Source organism: Nonomuraea sp. NPDC050404, from assembly GCF_040655495.1.
In the GTDB taxonomy this organism is placed as follows: domain Bacteria; phylum Actinomycetota; class Actinomycetes; order Streptosporangiales; family Streptosporangiaceae; genus Nonomuraea.
The window spans coordinates 86430-106572 of record NZ_JBFAKB010000007.1 but is presented as its reverse complement, the minus strand read 5'-3'; the positions used below and the strand labels follow the sequence as shown (position 1 = coordinate 106572).

The 20143-nt window shown below is 71.2% G+C and carries 18 protein-coding genes; 10 read left to right on the top strand and 8 right to left on the bottom strand.

The window, feature by feature from the left end; genetic code table 11:
* Positions 1-35: 35 nt before the first annotated feature.
* Positions 36-584 carry an OsmC family protein gene (locus AB0I81_RS20595; RefSeq protein ID WP_360658812.1) on the bottom strand — a complete coding sequence of 183 codons (549 nt, stop codon included), beginning with the start codon at positions 582-584 and terminating at the stop codon, positions 36-38.
* 80 nt (positions 585-664) lie between these two features.
* On the opposite strand from AB0I81_RS20595, the gene AB0I81_RS20590 reads away from it, so the two are divergent.
* The 7 genes from AB0I81_RS20590 (at position 665) to AB0I81_RS20560 (ending at position 7393) form a co-directional block, all read left to right on the top strand.
* Complete coding sequence (locus AB0I81_RS20590) at positions 665-1870, top strand: homoserine O-acetyltransferase (protein ID WP_360658810.1); 1206 nt, start codon at positions 665-667, stop codon at positions 1868-1870.
* Positions 1871-1879: 9 nt separating this feature from the next.
* Positions 1880-3202: an O-acetylhomoserine aminocarboxypropyltransferase/cysteine synthase family protein gene (locus AB0I81_RS20585; protein ID WP_360658809.1), complete on the top strand. Its 1323-nt coding sequence runs from the start codon at positions 1880-1882 to the stop codon at positions 3200-3202.
* Positions 3199-3681 carry a CoA-binding protein gene (locus AB0I81_RS20580; protein ID WP_360658807.1) on the top strand — a complete coding sequence of 161 codons (483 nt, stop codon included), beginning with the start codon at positions 3199-3201 and terminating at the stop codon, positions 3679-3681. Before AB0I81_RS20585 ends, AB0I81_RS20580 begins: the two co-directional genes overlap by 4 nt.
* A gap of 111 nt (positions 3682-3792) precedes the next feature.
* Positions 3793-4662: an ABC transporter permease gene (locus AB0I81_RS20575; protein WP_360658805.1), complete on the top strand. Its 870-nt coding sequence runs from the start codon at positions 3793-3795 to the stop codon at positions 4660-4662.
* A gap of 32 nt (positions 4663-4694) precedes the next feature.
* Positions 4695-5729 (top strand): glycine betaine ABC transporter substrate-binding protein, encoded by a 1035-nt coding sequence (locus AB0I81_RS20570; protein ID WP_360658803.1) that lies wholly within the window; start codon positions 4695-4697, stop codon positions 5727-5729.
* Positions 5713-6504 carry an ABC transporter ATP-binding protein gene (locus AB0I81_RS20565; protein ID WP_360658801.1) on the top strand — a complete coding sequence of 264 codons (792 nt, stop codon included), beginning with the start codon at positions 5713-5715 and terminating at the stop codon, positions 6502-6504. The genes AB0I81_RS20570 and AB0I81_RS20565 overlap by 17 nt, the downstream gene beginning before the upstream one ends.
* A 22-nt stretch (positions 6505-6526) precedes the next feature.
* Positions 6527-7393, top strand: a complete 867-nt coding sequence (locus AB0I81_RS20560) for a TauD/TfdA family dioxygenase (protein ID WP_360658800.1) — start codon at positions 6527-6529, stop codon at positions 7391-7393.
* Positions 7394-7416: 23 nt separating this feature from the next.
* On the opposite strand, the gene AB0I81_RS20555 is transcribed toward AB0I81_RS20560, so the two are convergent.
* Genes AB0I81_RS20555 through AB0I81_RS20525 form a run of 7 tightly spaced genes read right to left on the bottom strand, consistent with a single transcriptional unit; the run spans position 7417 to position 16563 of the window.
* The gene (locus AB0I81_RS20555) at positions 7417-8796 is read right to left on the bottom strand and encodes an LLM class flavin-dependent oxidoreductase (RefSeq protein WP_360658798.1); all 1380 of its coding nucleotides are present in this window, start codon (positions 8794-8796) and stop codon (positions 7417-7419) included.
* A complete protein-coding gene (locus AB0I81_RS20550; protein ID WP_360658796.1) occupies positions 8793-9971 on the bottom strand; it encodes an SfnB family sulfur acquisition oxidoreductase in 1179 nt (392 codons plus the stop codon). Before AB0I81_RS20550 ends, AB0I81_RS20555 begins: the two co-directional genes overlap by 4 nt.
* Before the next feature lies 1 nt (position 9972).
* The gene (locus AB0I81_RS20545) at positions 9973-11541 is read right to left on the bottom strand and encodes an ABC transporter ATP-binding protein (RefSeq protein WP_360658794.1); all 1569 of its coding nucleotides are present in this window, start codon (positions 11539-11541) and stop codon (positions 9973-9975) included.
* On the bottom strand, positions 11538-12341 hold the full coding sequence (locus tag AB0I81_RS20540; protein WP_360658792.1) for an ABC transporter permease: 804 nt from the start codon (positions 12339-12341) through the stop codon (positions 11538-11540). The genes AB0I81_RS20545 and AB0I81_RS20540 overlap by 4 nt, the downstream gene beginning before the upstream one ends.
* Before the next feature lie 31 nt (positions 12342-12372).
* Positions 12373-13305: an ABC transporter permease gene (locus AB0I81_RS20535; RefSeq protein WP_360658790.1), complete on the bottom strand. Its 933-nt coding sequence runs from the start codon at positions 13303-13305 to the stop codon at positions 12373-12375.
* Positions 13305-14936, bottom strand: coding sequence for an ABC transporter substrate-binding protein (locus AB0I81_RS20530; RefSeq protein ID WP_360658788.1), 1632 nt, complete (start codon positions 14934-14936; stop codon positions 13305-13307). Before AB0I81_RS20530 ends, AB0I81_RS20535 begins: the two co-directional genes overlap by 1 nt.
* A 4-nt stretch (positions 14937-14940) precedes the next feature.
* A complete protein-coding gene (locus AB0I81_RS20525; RefSeq protein WP_360658786.1) occupies positions 14941-16563 on the bottom strand; it encodes an ABC transporter substrate-binding protein in 1623 nt (540 codons plus the stop codon).
* A gap of 84 nt (positions 16564-16647) precedes the next feature.
* Between AB0I81_RS20525 and AB0I81_RS20520 the strand changes: the two genes are divergently transcribed.
* Genes AB0I81_RS20520 through AB0I81_RS20510 form a run of 3 tightly spaced genes read left to right on the top strand, consistent with a single transcriptional unit; the run spans position 16648 to position 20143 of the window.
* On the top strand, positions 16648-17829 hold the full coding sequence (locus AB0I81_RS20520) for an SfnB family sulfur acquisition oxidoreductase (protein WP_360658785.1): 1182 nt from the start codon (positions 16648-16650) through the stop codon (positions 17827-17829).
* 8 nt (positions 17830-17837) lie between these two features.
* On the top strand, positions 17838-18995 hold the full coding sequence (locus tag AB0I81_RS20515; protein WP_360658783.1) for an LLM class flavin-dependent oxidoreductase: 1158 nt from the start codon (positions 17838-17840) through the stop codon (positions 18993-18995).
* Entirely contained in the window at positions 18992-20143 is a 1152-nt protein-coding gene (locus tag AB0I81_RS20510; protein ID WP_360658781.1) for an acyl-CoA dehydrogenase family protein, read from the top strand. Before AB0I81_RS20515 ends, AB0I81_RS20510 begins: the two co-directional genes overlap by 4 nt.

Sequence of the window (20143 nt, the reverse complement as noted above, 5' to 3'; positions counted from 1 at the left end):
TTCGACGGTGGTGACGTGCTCGGCGACTCGGCTCTTCAGGCGACTTCGACGGTGACGTCCGTCGGGTTGGTGAGGGCGTCGAACACGGCCGAGCGCTTCTGGGATTGGGCCACCAGCGCCTCGATGTCCTGTTTCGAGGCGTCCGCGTCGATAGTGAACGTCACCTTGATGTCGTTGAAGCCGTTGCGTACGTCACTGTCGGCGCCGAGGATGCCGCGGATGTCGTGCTTGCCTTCGAGCGTCGCCTCGACCGAGCGCAACTGGATGCCCCGGTTCTGCGCGACGGAGGCCACGCCCGCCGTCAGGCAGCTCGCCAGGCCGACGAGGAGGTACTCGATGGGGGTGATGCCGTTGTCCTGCGCGGCGAAGACCTCGGGATGGTCGGCGTCGAACACGGTCTCGCGCTTGTGGCTCTGCTCCTGCCCGAGACCGAAGAACTCCTTGACGGTGGTGGTGCTGTGCACGCCGTCGCGCCAGATGGAGGAGGCCCGCCAGATGAACTGGGCGGCTTCGGGCGCGTTCTTCAGCACGTCGCGCGCGTCCAGCAGCGCCTGTACGTTCACCCCGTTGGCAACCGTGGTCATGTTCCGCCCCTTTCGGCCACTTCCTGTATTTCCGGTAGGTATTTGACCATATATCGGCCGTGGCGGCTACCATGAGTCCCATGTCGCAGTCAGCCCCGGCGCTCACGGCCGGATCTGCCGGCACCGTGCAGACCCGGTACCTCGACCTGCCGGAGCCGGTGCGCCTCGACTGCGGCCGGGAGCTGCATCCGGTCCGCGTGGCGTACGAGACCTACGGATCCCTCTCACCCGGACGCGACAACGTCATCCTGGTCTGCCACGCGCTCAGCGGCGACGCCCACGCGGCCGGCCGATCCGAGACACCGCCCGGGGAAAGCACCCGTGACGGGTTCGGGGCCGAAGCCCGCGACGGCGCGGGCGGCAGGGGGCTCGGCTGGTGGGACGGGATGATCGGGCCCGGCAAGGCGTTCGACACCGACCGCTTCTTCGTCGTCTGCACGAACCTGCTCGGCGGCTGCCGCGGAACGACGGGGCCCTCATCCATCGACCCCGCGACGGGCGAGCCGTACGGGCCGGACTTTCCCGTGATCACGGTCTCGGACATGGTACGGACGCAGCGCGCCTTCCTGGACGTGCTGGGCATCGAGCGGCTCGCGGCCGTGGCCGGAGGCTCGCTCGGCGGCATGCAGGCGCTGGAGTGGGCGGTCCTGTTCCCCGACCGGGTCGACGCCATCGTGGTGATCGCCAGCACGCACGCGCTGCACCCGCAGGGTGTGGCCTGGAACGCGATCGCGCGTGACTCGATCATGCGGGACGCGGCCTGGCAGGGCGGCCGCTACTACGGCACGGGCCGCGCGCCCGACGCCGGGATGGGCGTGGCGCGGATGGTCGGCCACGTCACGTACCTGTCCGCGCCCGCGCTGGAGGGCAAGTTCGGCCGGCGGCTGCAGTTCGCCGACGACCTGCGCTACACGATCACCGAGCCGGAGTTCGAGGTGGAGAGCTATCTGCGTCACCAGGCCGACTCGTTCGTCAAGCGCTTCGACGCCAACACCTACCTCTACACCTCGCGTGCGCTGACGTACTTCGATCTCGCCCGCCAGTACGGCGGCGGGTCGCTCACGCGGGCGCTGCGCGGCGTGGCGGCGCGCACGCTGCTGATCGCCTTCAGCTCCGACTGGCTGTATCCGCCGTCGGCGTCGCAGGAGATCGAGCAGGCGCTGCGCGCTCTCGGCAAGCCGGTCGAGCTGCAGGTGATCGACGCGCCGTACGGCCACGACTGTTTCCTGCTGGAGGAAGCGCGGCAGACCCCCATCATCCGCCGGTTCCTGGCCCAGCCAGTCTGAGAGGTTCATGTGACCAACCAGCTCCCCCGTCCGGAACAAGCCCGCGAGTTCGGATTCGAGACCCGGCAACTGCACGCCGGGCAACGACCGGACCCGAACACGGGCGCCCGCGCGGTGCCGATCTTCCAGACGACCAGCTACGTGTTCGAGGATCCGGAGTCCGCGGCGGCGTACTTCAACCTGCAGGAATACGGCAACACCTACTCGCGCATCATGAACCCGACCGTCGCGGTGTTCGAGGAGCGGGTGGCCAACCTCGAGGGCGGCAGCGGCGCGGTGGCGTTCGCCAGCGGGATCGCCGCGCAGGCGGCCGCGCTGTTCACGCTGCTGCAGCCGGGCGACCACGTCGTGTCCTCCTCGGCGCTGTACGGCGGGACGGTGAACCAGCTCAAACACCTGCTGCGCAAGATGAACGTGGAGCTGACCTGGGTCGATCCCGACGATCCCGACGCGTGGCGCAAGGCGGTCCAGCCGAACACGAAGGCGTTCTTCGGCGAGACCATCGGCAACCCGGCCGGGAACGTGCTCGACATCGAGACCGTCTCGGCCATCGCCCACGAGCACGAGCTGCCGCTGATCGTGGACAACACGTTCGCGACGCCGTACCTGTGCCGCCCGATCGAGTGGGGCGCCGACATCGTGATCCACTCGGCGACCAAGTTCATCGGCGGTCATGGCACGAGCATCGGCGGCGTGGTCGTCGAGGCCGGCACGTTCGACTGGTCCAATGGCCGGTTCCCAGTGGTGGCGGATCCGTCGCCCGCCTACCACGGCCTGCGTTTCCACGAGACGTTCGGCGCCTACGGCTACCTGATGAAGCTGCGCGCCGAGACCCTGCGCGACCTCGGCGCGGCGCTCTCGCCGTTCAACGCCTTCCTGTTCCTGCAGGGGCTGGAGACGTTGTCGCTGCGCATGGATCGCCACGTCGACAACGCGCGCGCGGTCGCGGCGTTCCTCCGGTCGCACGAGCTGGCCGCCAACGTGACCTACCCGGGCCTGCCGGACAGCAGGTACCGGCCGCTGGTGGACAAGTACCTGCCGCGCGGCGCCGGCGCCGTGTTCTCCTTCGACTGCGCCGGCGGCCGGGCCGGCGGGCAGGGCCTCATCGGTGGCCTGACGCTCTGGTCGCATCTGGCAAACGTCGGCGACGCCAAAAGCCTGGTCATCCATCCCGCCAGCACGACGCACCGCCAGCTGGGCGACGACGAGCTGCGGGCGGCCGGCGTCGGGCCGGGTACGGTACGGCTGTCGGTCGGCACCGAGTCGATCGAGGATCTGATCTGGGACCTGGAGCAGGGGTTCGCCCGCGTCGGAGAGGTGACCACGGCATGACCGGACTCGACCGCTACCAGGACCCGCTGACGATCCAGCGCGTGCTGCACTCCACTCAGACGATCGCGATCGTGGGCCTGTCGGGCAACGAACTGCGGGCCAGCCACTTCGTCGGCTACTACCTCAAACGGCACGGCTACCGGGTGATCCCGGTCAATCCGCGCGAGAGGGAGATCCTCGGGGAGACCAGCTACCCGAGTCTGCCGGACGTGCCCGTGCCGGTGGACCTCGTGAACGTCTTCCGCGCGCCCGACGCGCTGCCCGCCATCGCGCGGGAGGCCGTGGCGGTCGGGGCCGGCGCGTTGTGGTGCCAGTTCGGTGTGATCAATGAGGAGGGCGCGCGAATCGCCGAGGACGGCGGGGTGAGCGTGGTCATGGACCGCTGCCTGAAGGTCGAGCACGCCCGTTATGTGGGCCGGATGCACTGGCTCGGCTTCAATACCCAGCGCATCACGTCCGTCCGCACCGGGCTCCAATAGCCGAGCCGCTCGGCCGGAGCTAAATACCAATATTCCTAGTAGGAAATGTTGACTTCGCGGGGGGCGTCGCCGTAGCTTCATGGTCATGCTCCAGCGACGCAACCGCGCCCGGTGACCACTCCTGTCCCGGCGGCCACCTCCGTGACCGCCGCCGCCGACGGCGAGGCCGGCCGCCCCGCGGCCCCGGCCCGGCGCGGACGACCGGCGACCCGCAGGATCGTGGTGCGCGTGCTGGCGGGGGTCGCGCTCCTCGGCCTGTGGCAGCTGGCCGCCGTCGCGGCGGCCAATCCCTCCTTCATCCCCTCCCCCGGCGCCGTGTGGAACCAGCTCGTGCTGTTGTCGACGACGCATGACGGCATCCGCGGCTACAGCGGCAGCCTGCTCGTCGAGCACCTGGGCATCAGCCTGCGGCGTATCCTCATCGGATCCGCGATCGGCGTGGCCGGCGGGCTCGTCGTGGGCGTCGTGCTCGGCACCGTCCCGTGGATCCGCGTCGTGGCCGAGCCGGTGGTCACGTTCGTACGGGCGCTGCCGCCGCTGGCGTACTTCAGCCTGCTCATCATCTGGTTCGGCATCGACGAGACGCCCAAGCTGTGGCTGCTGGCGATCGCGGCGCTGCCGCCGGTCGCGGTGGCCACCGCCGCCGCCGTGCACGGAGCACCGGCCGACCTGGTCGAAGCGGCCAGGGCGCTGGGAGCACGGCGGCGGGACGTCATCCGCGACGTGGTGCTGCCCAGCGCGTTGCCGGAGATCTTCACCGGCGTGCGCCTGGCCGTCGGCATCGCCTACTCCTCCGTGGTCGCCGCCGAGACGGTCAACGGCGTGCCCGGCATCGGCGGCATGGTGCGCGACGCCCAGCGTTATCTGCAGACCGACGTCGTGGTGCTGGGACTGCTGGCCATCGGCCTGTCAGGCCTGCTCATCGACGGGCTGCTGCGGGTCGCGGAGAAACGGCTCATCCCCTGGCGGGGGCGCTCGTGACCCGCCGCACGTCCCTCATGAGAAAGCCCGCCATGCGCCTGAGACTTTTGCTGTCCTTCGTGCTGATCGCGGCCCTGGCCGCCTGCGGTGACGGCACCGCGTCCCAGGGAAGCGGTGGAGCGGCGGCGGACAAGCGCATCCGCCTCGCCTACCAGGCCTTTCCCAGCGGCGACCTTGTCGTCAAGAACAAGAGGTGGCTGGAGGAGGCACTGCCCGGCTTCCAGATCCAGTGGACGAAGTTCGACTCGGGCGCCAGCATCAACACCGCCTTCGTGGCCGGCAGCGTCGACATCGCCGCCATCGGCTCCAGCCCGGTCGCGCGCGGGCTGTCGGCGCCGCTGAACATCCCGTACCAGGTGGCGTTCGTCCTCGACGTGGCCGGTGACAACGAGGCCCTGGTCGTCAGGAACGGCAGCGGCGTGTCGGCCATCGAGGGCCTGCGCGGCAAGAAGGTCGCCACGTCGTTCGCCTCGACCTCGCACTACAGCCTGCTGGCCGCACTCGACCAGGCGGGAGTGCGCGAGTCGGAGCTGACCATCGTCGACCTCGAACCGCAGGACATCCTCGCCGCCTGGACGCGCGGCGACATCGACGCCGCCTACACCTGGCTGCCCACCCTGAAGGAGCTGAAGAAGAACGGCAAGGTCCTGATCGCGAGCCGGGAACTGGCCACGGCCGGCAAGCCCACACTGGACCTCGGAGTGGTGTCCACCGCGTTCCTCAAGGCGCACCCGGAGGCGGTGGACGCCTGGCGCAAGGCCGAGGCGAGGGCGCTGCAGCTGATCGCCGACAACCGCGGGCAGGCCGCCGCGGCCGTGGCGGCCGAGCTGAACCTCACCTCGCAGGATGCCGAGGAGCAGCTCGGCCAGGGCGTCTTCCTCAAGCCCGCCGACCTGGCCGCGCCAGAATGGCTGGGCACACCCGAGCGGCCAGGCGCGCTGGCCGACAACCTGGTCAGCGCCGCGCAGTTCCTCAAGGACCTGCAGAAGATCGACGCCGTTCCCGACCTGGCGACCGTGCGGAGCGCCATCTACACCAAGGGCCTGCCCGATGTCCTCACCCCCTGAGATCGGTACGGCCGCCGCCGTGCAGGTGCAGGAGGTCGAGCACGTGTACGGGACCGGCGCCGACGCCGTGACCGCGCTGGGCCCGATCTCCCTCGACGTCCCCCGGGGCTCCTTCCTCGTCATCGTCGGCGCGTCCGGCTGCGGCAAGAGCACGCTGCTGCGCCTGATCGCCGGTTTCGAGCAGCCCACCTCCGGCGCCGTCCGTACCGCCGGAGAGCGTCCCCTGCCCGGCGCCGGCGCGGGGGTCGTCTTCCAGCAGCCCCGGCTGTTGCCGTGGAAGAGCGTGGGCGGCAATGTGGAGCTGGCTCTGCGCTATGCCGGCGTTCCGCGCGAGGAGCGCGCCCGCCGGGTGCCGGAGCTCCTGGAACGGGTCGGCCTGCACAACGTCGCCCACCGCCGGATCTGGCAACTGTCCGGCGGCCAGCAGCAGCGGGTGGCCATCGCCAGGGCGCTGGCGGGCGATGATCCGCTGCTGCTGCTCGACGAGCCGTTCGCGGCCCTGGACGCGCTCACCCGCGAGCGGCTGCAGGAGGACCTGCGTCTGGTGAGCGAGCGGACCGGCCGCACCTCCGTGTTCGTCACCCACAGTGTCGAAGAGGCGGTCTTCCTCGGCAGCCGGGTCGTGGTGCTCACCAAGAGGCCCGGCCGCATCGCCCTCGACCTCGACATTCCCCTGCCCCGTACCGGCCTGGAGCCCGACGAGCTCCGCGCCCTTCCCGAATACGGAGCCCTGCGTGCCGTCCTCAGCCACGCCGTCCGCGACGCCGCCGGATGACCATCATCGAACAGGAGCGCACATGTCCACTTTGGCCGCCAAGCTCACCCTGCGCCCGCTCGGACCGCACTTCGGCGCCCGGATCGAAGGGCTGGACCTGGCCACCGCCGGCGACGGGGAACTGGCCGAAGTACGGGCCGCCCTCGTCGAGCGGAAGGTGCTCTTCTTCTCCGGCCAGACCCTCGACGACGACGGCCAGGTCACACTGGGCCGCCGCCTCGGCGAGCTGACCGCCTCCCATCCCGTCGTCGGCGGCGTGGACGAGGCGCACCCGGAGATCTACGCACTCGACAGCGCCGACAACGGCTTCGCCGACGTCTGGCACACCGACGTCACCTTCATGCCCCGCCCACCGCTCGGCTCGATCCTGCGCGCCGTGACCCTGCCGCCCACCGGCGGGGACACCAGCTGGGCCGACAGCCAGCTCGCCTACGACTCCCTCGCCGCACCCGTCAGGGAACTGGCCGACCAGCTCACCGCCGTACACGACGGCAACCGCGAGTTCGGCTACTACCTGGCCCAGCGGCGCGGTGGCCGGGGCAGCGTCTGGGACGGCGAGGTCGTCACCCGGCTGGACCCGGTGGAGCACCCCGTCGTACGCGTCCATCCCGAGACCGGGCGCAAGGGCCTGTTCGTCAACCCCGGCTTCACCTCGCACATCGTCGGTGTCTCCGAGGCCGAGAGCCGCCACCTCCTCGACCTGTTCTACGCCCACCTGACCAAGCCCGAGCACATCGTCCGCCACCGCTGGAGCGCCGGCGACGTGGCCATGTGGGACAACCGCAGCACGTCCCACTACGCCAACCGCGACTACGGGGACGCCCATCGGGTGATGCACCGCATCACGCTGCGCGGCGACCGCCCGTTCGGCCCGGCCGCCCCGCGCTGAGCGCGGCGCGGCCGGCCGTGCCCTCAGAGCCGGGAGGCCGGATGGCGGCGGTGGGCGGCGCCCGGGTGGGTGTCGGGCAGCCGATGAACTCCGGGGCCGAGCAGCCGCTCGCGCAGCGTCGAGTCGCCGTAAGCGGTCCGGTAGCGGCCCCGGCGCTGCAGCTCGGGCACGACCAGCTCGATGAAGTCCTCGGCGGTGCCCGGTGACAGGTACTGCATGAGATTGAAACCGGTCGCGCCGGTCCCGTCGACCCAGCGTTCGATCTCGTCGGCGACGTGCCGCGGGGTGCCGGAGGCGAAGAACGGGCCCGCGCCGATGCGTCCCACGGAGTCGAGCACGTCGCGCACCCGCAGGCCGCGGCCGACCAGCGGGCGCACGGCGCGCTCGGTGAAGTCGCCGCCGCGGGCCACGATGTCGTCGATGAGCTCGTCCGGGTCGTAGGCGGCCAGGTCGATGCCGCTGCCCCGCTGCGCGAGGAAGCCCTCGGGGCGGATGTGCCGCTGCAGGTCGGCGACCTTGGCGTCGGCCTCCCGCCGGGTGGGGGCGACGATCACCGACGCGCTGGGGAAGAACGTGATGTGGGCGGGGTCGCGGCCGTACGCGGCGGCGCGGCGGCGGGTGTCGGCGATGTCCTCGCGCAGCGCCTCCAGCGTCGCGGCGCCGGTGAAGACGGCCTCGGCGTGCCGGGCCGCGAACTCCTTGCCGCGGTCGGAGTTGCCCGCCTGGTAGATGACGGGGGTGCGCTGCGGCGACGGCTCCGACAGGTGCGGCCCGGCCACCCGGAAGTGTTTGCCGATGTGGTCGATGGCGTGCACCTTGGCCGGGTCGGTATAGAGCTGCCGCTCCCGGTCGCGCAGCACTGCGCCGTCCTCCCAACTGCCCTCCCACAACTTGTAGAGCACCTCCAGGTACTCCTCGGCGATCTCGTAACGCAGGTCGTGCTCGATCTCGTCGTCGAGGCCGAAGTTGCGCGCGGCGCTGCGCAGGTAGGAGGTGACCACGTTCCAGGCGACCCGCCCCTTGGTCAGGTGGTCCAGCGTGGACATGCGGCGGGCGTGCGCGAACGGCGGCTCGTACGTCGTGGAGGACGTCACCGCGAATCCCAGATGCTCGGTCACCGCCGCCATGGCGGGCACCACCAGCAGCGGGTCGTTGGCGGGGATCTGCACGGCCTCGCGGATCGCGGTGGCGGGGCCGCCGCGGTAACGGTCGTAGGCTCCTACGACGTCGGCCAGGAAGACGGCGTCGAACAGGCCGCGCTCCAGCAGCCTGGCCAGGTCCGTCCAGTACTTCAGGTCGGTGTAGCGGTGACGGTTGTTGGCCGGGTGGGTCCACAGGCCGTGCTGGATGTGGCCGACGCAGTTCATCTCGAACAGGTTGAAGTGGATGATGCCGCTGCTCATCGGGGGTAGCTCCTGGGGGCGATGCCGTTGAGGTGGTAGTTGCCGACGTCGTGCACCTTGGCCCGGCGGGGGTCGTGGACGGTGTGGGTGCGGGCGTTGCGCCAGTGCCGGTCCAGGCCGAGCGGGCCACGTACGGCGCCGGCGCCGGCGAGCTCGAACCATTCGCCGGTGACCCGGTTGGCGGCCCGGTCGGCCTGCGCGCGGGCGGCGGCCATCGCGACGGCAGCCTCGCCCGCCAGCCGCTCGAAGTCCTCGGGGGCGGCGGCGCGAGCCCGGTCCACGGCGTCGCCTGCGCTTTCGAGCAGCGCCCTGGCCGCCCTGGTCTGCACGGCCAGCTCGCCGAAGCGCTGCACCACGACCGGATCGTCCACGACCTTCTCGGCCCGTGCCCCCGGCCAGCCGCCCTTGGTGTAGCCGCGCAGGAACGCGGCGGCGTCGGCGAGCGCGCCCTCGGCGATGCCGGTGTCGATCGCGGCGTGGATCAGCAGCCCGAAGCTCCTGAACGTGGTGACGTCCTGCCTGCGCACCGGCATGATCCGGTCCGCGGGCACGAACACCTCCTCCAGCAGCACGGTGCCGCTGGCCGTGGTGCGCTGGCCGAAGCCGTCCCAGTCGTCCACGACGGTCAGTCCGGGCGCGTCCCGGGGAACGAAGGCCACGTGGTGGGAGTCCTCGTCGAGGGTGGTCACGGGTATCCAGTGGGCGAACAGCGCCCCGGTCGAGTAGATCTTGCGTCCGGAGATGAGGTAGCCGCCGTCGTGCGGGCGCAGGGTCGCCCGCTCGCGTTCCCCATCGGGGCCGCGGGCGTCCACGGCGGCGTTACCGAGGCGGCGGCCCGCCAGCACCTCGGCGTACAGGAACGTCTGGAGGCCCGGCGTGCCGTGCTCGCGTAGGGAGTCGAGGTACCAGAAGTGGTTCTGCGGGATCTGCCCGATGCTGCCGTCGGCCGCCGAAAGTTCCCTGATGACCGCGCCCAGCGTCGCGGTGCGCACGCCCGCGCCGCCGTGCCCGGCGGGGACGGTGATGCCGAGCAGGCCGCTCTCGGAGAGCGCCTCGATCTCGGCCGTGGGCAGGATGCGCTCGGCGTCGCGGCGGGCGGCGCCCTCGGCGAAGCCCGCCGCCAGTTCGCGGGCGACCTCGATCGCCTCTTCGTCGGTCTTGATCACATGTGCCATGTCACGCCGCCGCCAGCCTCGGGACCGCCGCCACCAGTTCTTTCGTGTACGGGTGCGCGGGCTGGAGGAAGACGGTCCCGACCGGGCCCTCCTCGACCACGCGGCCGTCCTTCATGACCAGGACCCGGTCACACAGGTGGTGCACCACACCCAAATCGTGGGAGATGAACAGGTACGCCACGCCCGTCTCCCGCTGCACGTCCTCCAGCAGGTCGAGCACCTGCGCCTGGACGGACACGTCGAGCGCCGACACGGGCTCGTCGCACACGATCACCGACGGCTCGGGCGCCAGTGCCCGCGCGATGGCCACCCGCTGCCGCTGCCCCCCGGACAGGCGCAGCGGACGGCGGGCGAGGTGCTCGGCGCCGAGCCCGACGAGTTCGAGCAGCTCGACGGAGCGGTCGCGGCGCCGCTCGCGCGGCACGCCCGCCACGGCCAGCGCCTCGGCGAGCACCTTGGCCACCGTGTAGCGGGGGTCGAAGGAGGCCAGGGTGTCCTGGTAGACGACCTGCACGCCACGGCGCTGGGCCCGGTCGCCCTTCGTCCACGGCCTGCCGTGCACCTCCACGGTGCCGGTGTCGGGCGGGGTCAGGCCGAGCGCGATCCTGGCCGTGGTGGTCTTGCCCGAGCCGGACTCGCCGACGATGCCGAGGGTCTCGGCCGCGCGTAGCGTGAACGACACCTCCTCGACGGCGGACCGGTCGCCGAACGACTTGCCGATGCCCTCGGCCCGCACCACGACCGCGCCCGTGGCGCGCCGGGAAGGGGACGGGGCGCCGTCGGAGAGGCGGGTGCCCTTGGTGTGCTCGGCCGGGATGGCGCGGAGCAGCCGCCTGGTGTACTCGTGGCCGGGCGCGGTGAGCACCTGATCGGCGGGTCCCTGCTCGACGATCACGCCGTCCTTCATGACCGCCACCCGGTCGGCGAGCCGGGCGACCACGGCCAGGTCGTGGCTGATCACCAGCAGCGAGCGGCCCTGGGCCTTGATCCCGGCCAGCAGGTCCAGCACCTGCGCCTGGATCGTGACGTCCAGGGCCGTGGTGGGCTCGTCGGCGATGATCAGCTCGGGGTCGGCGGCGAGGGCGGTGGCGATCAGCGCGCGCTGGCGCAGGCCCCCGGACAGCTGGTGCGGGAGCTGTCCGGCCCGCAGTTCCGGTTCTGGCACGCCCACGGAGGCGAGCAACTCCGTCACCCGGGCCTTCCTGGCCGTGCCGGACAGATCGGTGTGGGCGGCCAGGACCTCTTCGATCTCTTTGCCGACCTTGCGCAGGGGGTCCAGCGAGACCAGGGCGTCCTGGAGCACGAAGCCGATCCGGCCGCCGCGCAGGCGCCGCCAGCCGCGCTCGCGCAGGCGGGTCAGATCCTGTCCGGCGAAGGTCAGCTCGCCGGACGTGACGCGGGCGCCGCTGCCGGTCAGGCCGACCAGGGTGCGCGCCGTGACACTCTTGCCGGAGCCGGACTCGCCCACCAGGGCCAGGCACTCCCCCGCCCCGATCTCGAACGACACCCCGTGCACGACCGGTGTCGCGCCGAAGGCGACGCGCAGGTCATTTACTCTGACCAGGCTCACCAGGTCCTCCCTTCCGATCGCAGTCTGAGTGCCCGGCCGACCACGGTCACGCTGATCACCGTCAGCGTGATCGCCAGGCCGGGAAAGACGCCGTACCACCAGGCCCGCGAGATGAAGTTGCGGGCAGTGGAGAGCATGGATCCCCACTCGGGCTCGGGCGGCGGTGTGCCGAGCCCGAGGAAGCTCAGCGCCGAACCCGCCACCAGTGCCGTGCCGACACCGATGGTGGCCAGGATGAGCACCGGTTTGACGGCGTTCGGCAGCACGTGCCGCAGGATCACGCGCGGTCCCGGCAGTCCCAGCGCGTACGCCGCCTCGACGTAGAGGGAGCGGCGGATGGCCAGCGTCTGGGCACGGACGAGGCGGGCGTAGGAGGGGATGTTGGCCACCCCGATGGCGAGGATGGCGTTGGCGGTGCCGCCGCCCGCCACAGTGATGACGACCAGGGCCAGCAGCAGTTCGGGGAAGGCCATGCCGACGTCGGACAGGCGCATGATGACGTTCTCGACCAGCCGGTTGCCCAGCCCGGCGGCCAGGCCCAGCAGCCCGCCGATGACCAGAGCGACGGCGATCGCGCCGAAGCCGAGCAGCAGCGAGGCACGCGTGCCGTGCACGATGCGGGACAGCACGTCGCGGCCGTTCTCGTCGGTGCCGAGCAGGTGCGCGGCGCTGGGGGCCTGGAGGGTCGCGCCGCTGTCCACGGCGAGCGGGTCCTGACCGGCGAACAGGCCGGGCGCCAGCGCGGTCAGGACAAGCACGGCCAGGACGGCCCCGGCGAGCCACACGCCGAGCCGGTTCACCTCTTCCTCCTCGGCCGGGGGTCGGCGGCCATCACGCGGCCTCCTTCAATCGGGGATCGATGACCAGGTAGAGCAGGTCGACCACGAGGTTGACCAGGACGTAGACCAGGGCGGACAGCAGCACCACGCCGAGCACGAGCGGCAGGTCCTTGGCGTTGACCGCCGAGACCAGCAGGCGGCCGATGCCCTGGCGGGTGAAGAGCGTCTCGGTGACGACCGCGCCGCCGAGCAGGGCACCCACCCAGAAGCCGGTCATGGTGACGAGCGTGGTCAGGGCGTGCCTGAGCGCGTGGCGCAGCCGTACGGCGGTGTCGCCCAGGCCACGCGCGCGGGCGCTGACGATGAACGGCTCGTCCAGCACCTCCTCCAGCGCCTCGCGCAGCACGTGGCCGAGCACGCCCGCGATCGGCAGCGCCAGGCAGAGCGCGGGCAGCACCAGGGAGGCCGGCCCTTGCCCGCCCGAAGACGGGAACAACCGCAGCCCGAAGGAGAAGACGGTCAGCAGCACGATGCCCAGCCAGAACGTCGGCGTCGAGGCCGCGACCAGCTCCACCGCCGAGGCCAGGCCGCGCCAGCGGCGGCGCCCGGCGGTGGCCAATGCCACCACGACCGCCAGGAGCAGTCCGGTGACGGCGGCGGCCAGCGCCAGCTCGGCGGTGGCGGCGGCCTGCTCGCCGATGGCCTGGGTGACCGGGGTGTGCAGGCGGTAGGAGGTGCCGAAGTCGCCGTGCACGATGCGCCACAGGTGGGCGGCGTACTGCTCGTACCAGGGAAGGTCGAGCCCGTACTCGGACCTGACCTGGGCGAGCACCTCCGGGGTCGGGGCGGCGCCCTCACCCCCGACGACGGCCTCGGCGGGGTCGCCGGGGGTGAAGTGCACCACCAGGAAGGTCAGGGTCGCCGCACCCCACAGCACGCCGACCCCGGCCAGCAGGCGCCACCCGATGAACTTCACCGTCCTCATCACTCCTCCAGCCAGGTGTCGTAGAAGTACGGCGACGGGTAGGCGGGCGTGAAGGACAGGTCGCGCACCTTCTTGTGGTAGGCGACCGGGCGCGGGTCGTCGTAGAACGGGATGGCGGGGACGAGTTCGAGGAGCCGTGCCTGCGCCTGGTTGTAGAGCTCGGTGGGGTCCTCGGCGCTTCTGGCCTTCTCGAGAAGGTCGTCGAGCCCGGCGTCGGACAGGCGGGCGACGTTCTGGCCGCGCCGCTTGTCGGTGGTGATGTTCTTGGAGGAGTACTGGATCCACAACACGTCGGCCGTGTTCGTGGCCCACAGCCCGGAGCTCAGGTCATAGTCGCCCTTGACCGAGCGGTCGCTGAGCTCCTGCTCGGGTGGCGTCTGGAGCTGGATGTCCAGGCCGATCCTCCTGGCCGCGGCCTGGGTCTGCACGGCGATCTGCATGCGCTGTGCGGGGAAGTTCGCGGCGATGGGGAAGTACGCCGTCAGCCGCTTGCCGTCCTTGAGCCGGATGCCGTCCTTGTCCCTGGCCGTCCAACCGGCCTCGTCCAGCAGCTTGTTCGCCTGTGCTTCGTCGTGCTTGATGGTGCCGCTCAGCCCTTCGGCGTAGCCGGGCGTAGAGGAGGTGACGAAGCCCTGAGCCACCTGGTACTGGCCGAAGGAGATGCCCTTGATGATCGACTCGCGGTCCACGGCGGCCAGTAGCGCCCGGCGCACCTTGACGTCGTCGAACGGGGGCCGCGAGGTGTTCAGCCAGAACGCCATCGGGTGCCCCGGCCTGATCGCGCTGAGGAAGCCGAGGTCGGGATTGGCCTTGACGTCCTCGACGTTCTGCGGCGGGGTGAAGTCGATGGCGTGCACCTCGCCGGAGGCCAGAGCGTTGTAGCGGGTGGCGTCCTCGGCCAGGAAGCGGATCTCCAGTTTCTCCAGGTAGGCGGGGCCGGTGTGCTTGGCGCTCTTCGGGCCCCAGTTGTAGTCGGGGTTGCGGTGGTAGGTGATGCTCTGGCCCTTGGTCCACTGGTCGAAGATGAACGGGCCGGAGCCGATGGGGTGAGTGCAGATGCTCTCGGGCGACTCCTTGATCTGCTTGGGGGAGATCATGCCGAGGTAGCCCTGGGCGAGGATGTCGAGGAAGGGCCGGTAGGGCGAGTTCAGCTTCACCTTCAGCGTGTACTCGTCCACGACCTCGCCGTCCTTGTAGGGCGCGATGTACGAGGCCGCCAGCGGTGACTTCGTCGCCGGGTCGCGCATGTGCTCGAAGTTGCTCTTGAGCGCCTCGGCGTTCCAGGCCGCGCCGTCGTGGAATCTCACGCCCTGGCGGAGCTTGAAGGTGTAGGTCAGGCCGTCGCCGGAGACTTTCCAGCTTTCGGCCAGCCATGGCTGGATGGTTCCGTCGGCGTCGAACCACACCAGCGAGTCGGACACCGGGACCGTGCTCACGGGGCCGTCGGAGCTGGCGTTGCCGTGCGGGTCGAGACAGGTCGGCTCCTGGCCGTTCTCACCCAGGATCAGCGTGCCGCCGCGCTTGGGGGTGGTGCTCGCGCCGGCCGTGCCGTCGTCCGGGCCGCCTGTTGTGACGCCGCATCCCGTCAGCAGCAGGGCTGCCGTGAGAACGGCGAGGGGGGTCTTGGTCATGTCCTCAGCTCACCCAGGTGTCGTGGAAGGCGATCGCGCCGTAGGCGTGGTCCCAGGTCAGCCCATGCACCCGCTTGTTCGCGGAGACGAGGCTGGGGCGGTCGTAGAGCGGGATGGCGGGGGTCAGCTCGTTGAGCCGGGTCTGCGCCTTGCCGTAGATGGCCGCGCGTTCGGTGGCGTCGGTGCTCTTGCGGGCCTGTTCGAGCAGGTCGTCGAGGTGGTCGTCGGAGAGCCTGGTGGTGTTCTGGCCGCGCCGCTTGTCGGTGGTGATGTTCTTGGAGTGGTACTGGATCCACAACACGTCGGCCGTGTTGGTGGTCCAGATGCCGGCCGAGAGGTCGAAGTCGCCCTTGCCCGTGCGGTCCGTGGCGGCCTGCGCGGGAACGTTCTCGATCTTGATCTCGATGCCGAGCTTGGCGGCGGCGGCCTGGGTCTGCACGAGGATCTGGGTGTTCTGCGGGTTCACACCGGTGTCCAGGGCGACGGCGGTGAGCCGCTTGCCGTCCTTGACGCGGATGCCGTCCTGCCCCTTGGTCCCCCAGCCGGCCTCGTTCAGCAGCCGGTCGGCACCGGCCGGGTCGTGAGAGATGCCGCCGCCGGCGGCGAAGTCGGGGGTGGGCGGGGTGAGGAAGCCGGTGGCGACCGTCCACTGGCCGAAGGAGACGCTGTCGATGATCGCCTTGCGGTCCACGGCGAGCGTGAGCGCCTGGCGCACCTTGACGTCGGAGAACGGGGCGCGGCCGGTGTTGAGCCAGACCGAGAAGGGGTGTCCCGGCCGGTCGACGGTGGTGAAGGCGAGGTCGGGGTTGGCCTTGATGTCCTCGACGCCGGCGGGCGGGGTGTTGTCGATCACGTCCACCTCTCCGGCGAGCAGGGCGTTCTGGCGGGTGGCGTCCTCGGCCAGGAAGCGGATCTCCAGCCGGTCCAGGTACGCCGGCCCCGTGCGGCCGGTCGGCGCCCACGCGTAACCGGGGTTCTTGCGGTAGGTGACGCTCTGGCCCTTGGTCCACCGGTCGAAGACGAATGGCCCCGAGCCGACCGGGCGCTCGCAGGTGCCCGCGGGATCCTCCTTGAGCTGCTTGGGCGAGATCATCGCCAGGTACGACTGCGCCAGCACATTGAGGAAGGCCGAGTAAGGCGAGCTCAGCCGTACTTCGAGGGTGTGCTCGTCCACGACCTTCGACTCCTCGTACGGCGCGATGTACGCGGCGGCCAGCGGCGACTTGGTCGCCGGATCCCGCATGTGCTCCAGGTTGAGCCGCAGCGCCTCGGCGTTCCAGGCCGACCCGTCGTGGAAACGCACGCCTTCGCGCAGGGTGAAGGTGTAGGTCAGGCCGTCCTCCGAAACCTTCCAGGCGGTGGCCAGCCACGGCTTGAGCTCGCCTTCGGCGTCCTGCCACAGCAGCGAGTCGAAGATCGGGCGGCCGACGACCGTGGTGTTCGTGGTGGACAGCTGGTGGGGGTCGAGGCAGGCGGGCTCGTCGCCGTTCTCACCGAGCACGAGTGTGCCTCCGGATTTCGGACCTGCGCTGGTGCCAGCCGGTTGTGGCGCGGCGTCCGCGCCGCAACCGGCCAGCAGCGTTGTGAGCAGGGCCGTAACGAGCAGCATCGTGGAGCGGGTGGGCATGGAGGATCCTTAACAGGTATTGCCTACCTGCATTGCAGGGATTACGGTGAACCATAACGTAACACGCAGAACGGACGAAACAACATGACCCACGTGATCGCCGATGACGCCGAGGCGCTCGCGGCGGCGCGAGACCTCGCCGCCGGGTTCGCGGTGGAGGCGGCGGCCCGCGACGCCGATCGCCGCCTGCCGGAGCCCGAGCTCGATCGGCTGTCGGCCAGCGGGCTGCTCGCCATCACCGTGCCGCGTGCGTACGGCGGTGCCGGCGTGAGCGCGCGCACCGTCGCCGAGGTGTTCAGGCTGCTGGCCTCGGCTGACCCGAACATCGCGCAGATCCCGCAGAGCCACTTCGTCTACGTCAACGTCCTGCTCCGGCAGGGCACGGACGTGCAGCGCAAGTTCTTCAGCGGCGAGGTGCTGGACGGCAGACGCTTCGGCAACGCCCAGTCCGAGGCCGGCACCCGGCATGTCCAGGACTACCGGACCTCACTGACCGCCGCCCCCGGAGGCGGCTTCCTGCTGAACGGCACCAAGCACTACAGCACGGGCGCACTGTTCGCGCACTGGGTCCCGGTGCTGGCACGGCGCGAGGACCGGACGCTGCATGTGGCGTACGTGCCGCGCGACGCCCCCGGTCTGACCGTGGTGGACGACTGGGCGGGCATGGGTCAGCGCACCACCGCCAGCGGCACCGTGCTGCTGGAGGACGTGCGCGTGCCCGAGGATCGGGTGGTCCCGCACCACCTCACGTTCACCGGGCCGCAGCTTCACGGGGCATTCGCGCAGCTCCTGCACGCGGCCATCGACGTGGGCATCGCCGGCGGCGCCCTGGAAGAGGCGCTGGAGTTCGTCCGGACCAAGGCCAGGCCGTGGTTCGAGAGCGGGCAGGAGCGCGCGGCCGACGATCCGCTCGTCATCCAGCGGGCCGGTGAGCTGGCCCTCCAGGTGCGTGCCGCCGAGGCGCTGCTCGACAGCGCCGCCTCCGCCGTGGATGCCGCCGCGGACGACCTGACCGACGAGTCGGCCGGCGCGGCCTCGATCGCCGTGGCCGCGGCCAAGGCGTTCGCCGGCCCGGTGGCGGTGGAGCTGGGCAACGCGATCTTCGACCTGGGCGGCACCAGGTCCAGCCTGGACGGGCTCAACCTGCACCGCCACTGGCGCAACGCCCGTACCCACACCCTGCACGACCCGGCCCGCTGGAAGATCCAGCACATCGGGCGCTACGTACTCGACGGCCGGCTACCGCCGCGGCACGGCCTGCTCTAGGAGAAACGATGACCTTGACGTTCCATTGGTTCCTGCCCACGTACGGCGACAGCCGCGACGTCGTGGGCGGCGGCCACGGGCTCCCGGCGGGCGCGGCCTCAGGGGCCCGCCCGGCGACCCTGCCCTACCTGCGCCAGATCGTGCACGCCGCCGAGCAGGTCGGCTTCGTCGGCGCGCTGACGCCCACCGGCGCGTGGTGCGAGGACGCCTGGCTGACCACCGCCATGCTGGCCGACACCACCGAGCGGCTGAAGTTCCTGGTGGCCTTCCGGCCCGGCCTCGTCTCGCCCACGCTGGCCGCGCAGATGGCGGCCACCTTCCAGTGGCACTCGCGCGGGCGGCTGCTGCTGAACGTGGTGACCGGTGGGGAGGGCCACGAGCAGCGCGCCTATGGGGACTTCCTGGGCAAGGACGCCCGCTACGCGCGTACCGACGAGTTCCTGCAGGTGGTACGGGCGTTGTGGCGGGGTGAGACGGTGAGCCTGGCCGGTGAGCACCTCCAGGTCGAGGACGCCCGGCTCAACCGGCTGCCCGATCCGGTGCCGGAGGTGTACTTCGGCGGCTCCTCCCCCGCCGCCGGCCGGGTGGCCGCGCGACACGTGGACGCCTACCTCACCTGGGGCGAGCCGCCGGACGCCGTGGCCCAGAAGATCGCCTGGATCAACGGCCTGGCCGCGGCCGAGGGCCGGACGATCAGGCACGGCATCCGGCTGCACGTCATCACCCGCGACACCGCTGAGCAGGCGTGGGCGCAGGCGCACCGGCTGCTCGACGGGATCGACCAGGCGACCGTGGAAAAGGTGCAGGCGGGGCTGGGCCGCAGTGAGTCGGAGGGGCAGAAGCGCATGCTCGCCCTGCACGGCGGCAGGCGCGATGAGCTGGAGATCTACCCGAACCTGTGGGCGGGCGTCGGGCTGGTGCGCGGCGGGGCGGGAACGGCTCTGGTCGGCAGCCACGCCGAGGTGGCCGACCGCATCGAGGAGTATCACCGCCTCGGGCTCACCGAGTTCGTGTTGTCGGGATACCCGCACCTGGAGGAGGCGTACTGGTTCGGCGAGGGTGTGCTGCCCATCCTGCGCGAGCGCGGCCTGTGGCAGCACCCCTCCGAGAGCTCCACTTCCGCCGAGCCGGCCTCGATCCCGTTCGCCACGGCGGGAGCCCGGTGAGCACCCTGCCGGAGCTGCGGCGGCGCGCCGCCGACCTGCTTCCCGGGTTGGCGGCCGGTGCCGGGGAGCGGGAGCTGGCCCGCGAACTCCCCCGGGAGCAGATTCGTGCCGTGGCCGCCACGGGCCTGCTCACCTTCCGCGTCCCCGCCGCCTACGGCGGGGCGGGCGCCGGCGTGGCCGACGTCTTCGGGTTCCTGATCGACCTGGCCGCCGCCGACTCCAATGTCGCCCAGGCGCTGCGCCCCGGCTTCGGCCGGGTCGAGCACCTGCTCACCGCCTCCTCCGCCGAGCGGGAACGCTGGTTCCCGCGTTTCCTGGCCGGAGACGTGTTCGGCAACGCGGGCTGGGAGGTCGGCGGCGCCAGCGGGGAGGTACGCACCCGCATCGACCGCGACGGCGTCGTGAACGGCAGCAAGTACTACAGCACCGGCGCGCTGTACGCGGACTGGATCAGCGCGTCGGCCGTGAACGACTCCGGCGAGCGGATCTTCTTCACTCTGCCGCGCGACCGGGATGGGCTGGAACTGCTCGACGACTTCGACGGGATCGGGCAGCGGCTCACGGCCAGCGGCACGACCCTGCTCAACGGCGTCAAGGTGCTGCCGGAGGAGGTCGCCGAACGCGCGGGAAACGGCGCCCGCTCCCCCGTCAGTGCGTTCATGCAGCTCTATCTGGCCGCTGTGCTGGCCGGGATCGCGCGCAACGCCCTGACCGACGCCGTCGGCTTCACCCGCGCTCGCGCCCGCCCGATCCAGCACAGCAGCGCCACCCGGTCCGTGGACGACCCGTACGTGCGCCACGCCGTCGGCGAGATCTCCGCCCGCGCCTACGCCGCCGAGTCCGCGGTCCTGCGTGCCGCCGCCGCGATCGACCGGGCCTGGGCCGGCGACCTGGAGCCCGGTCTGCTCACGGAGGCGGCCGTCGAGGCGGCCCAGGCACAGTTCGTCGCCGCGGAGTCAGCGTTGAAGGCCGCCGAGCTGCTGTTCGACGTGGGCGGCGGCTCCGCGGTCTCCCGTCGCCACAATCTCGACCGGCACTGGCGCAACGCCAGAACCGTCGCCAACCACAACCCCCGCGCCTGGAAGGCCGCCGTCGTCGGCGCCTACCACCTCACCGGCGCGCAACCGCCGCTGAACGGCCTGTTCTAG

Excerpts from the sequence above, each read along its gene's own strand:
- AB0I81_RS20595 (WP_360658812.1), bottom strand. The coding sequence starts at position 584 with ATGACCACGGTTGCCAACGGGGTGAACGTACAGGCGCTGCTGGACGCG.
- AB0I81_RS20590 (WP_360658810.1), top strand. The coding sequence starts at position 665 with ATGTCGCAGTCAGCCCCGGCGCTCACGGCCGGATCTGCCGGCACCGTG.
- AB0I81_RS20580 (WP_360658807.1), top strand. The coding sequence starts at position 3,199 with ATGACCGGACTCGACCGCTACCAGGACCCGCTGACGATCCAGCGCGTG.
- AB0I81_RS20570 (WP_360658803.1), top strand. The coding sequence starts at position 4,695 with ATGCGCCTGAGACTTTTGCTGTCCTTCGTGCTGATCGCGGCCCTGGCC.
- AB0I81_RS20565 (WP_360658801.1), top strand. The coding sequence starts at position 5,713 with ATGTCCTCACCCCCTGAGATCGGTACGGCCGCCGCCGTGCAGGTGCAG.
- AB0I81_RS20560 (WP_360658800.1), top strand. The coding sequence starts at position 6,527 with ATGTCCACTTTGGCCGCCAAGCTCACCCTGCGCCCGCTCGGACCGCAC.
- AB0I81_RS20555 (WP_360658798.1), bottom strand. The coding sequence starts at position 8,796 with ATGAGCAGCGGCATCATCCACTTCAACCTGTTCGAGATGAACTGCGTC.
- AB0I81_RS20550 (WP_360658796.1), bottom strand. The coding sequence starts at position 9,971 with ATGGCACATGTGATCAAGACCGACGAAGAGGCGATCGAGGTCGCCCGC.
- AB0I81_RS20535 (WP_360658790.1), bottom strand. The coding sequence starts at position 13,305 with ATGAGGACGGTGAAGTTCATCGGGTGGCGCCTGCTGGCCGGGGTCGGC.
- AB0I81_RS20530 (WP_360658788.1), bottom strand. The coding sequence starts at position 14,936 with ATGACCAAGACCCCCCTCGCCGTTCTCACGGCAGCCCTGCTGCTGACG.
- AB0I81_RS20525 (WP_360658786.1), bottom strand. The coding sequence starts at position 16,563 with ATGCCCACCCGCTCCACGATGCTGCTCGTTACGGCCCTGCTCACAACG.
- AB0I81_RS20520 (WP_360658785.1), top strand. The coding sequence starts at position 16,648 with ATGACCCACGTGATCGCCGATGACGCCGAGGCGCTCGCGGCGGCGCGA.
- AB0I81_RS20515 (WP_360658783.1), top strand. The coding sequence starts at position 17,838 with ATGACCTTGACGTTCCATTGGTTCCTGCCCACGTACGGCGACAGCCGC.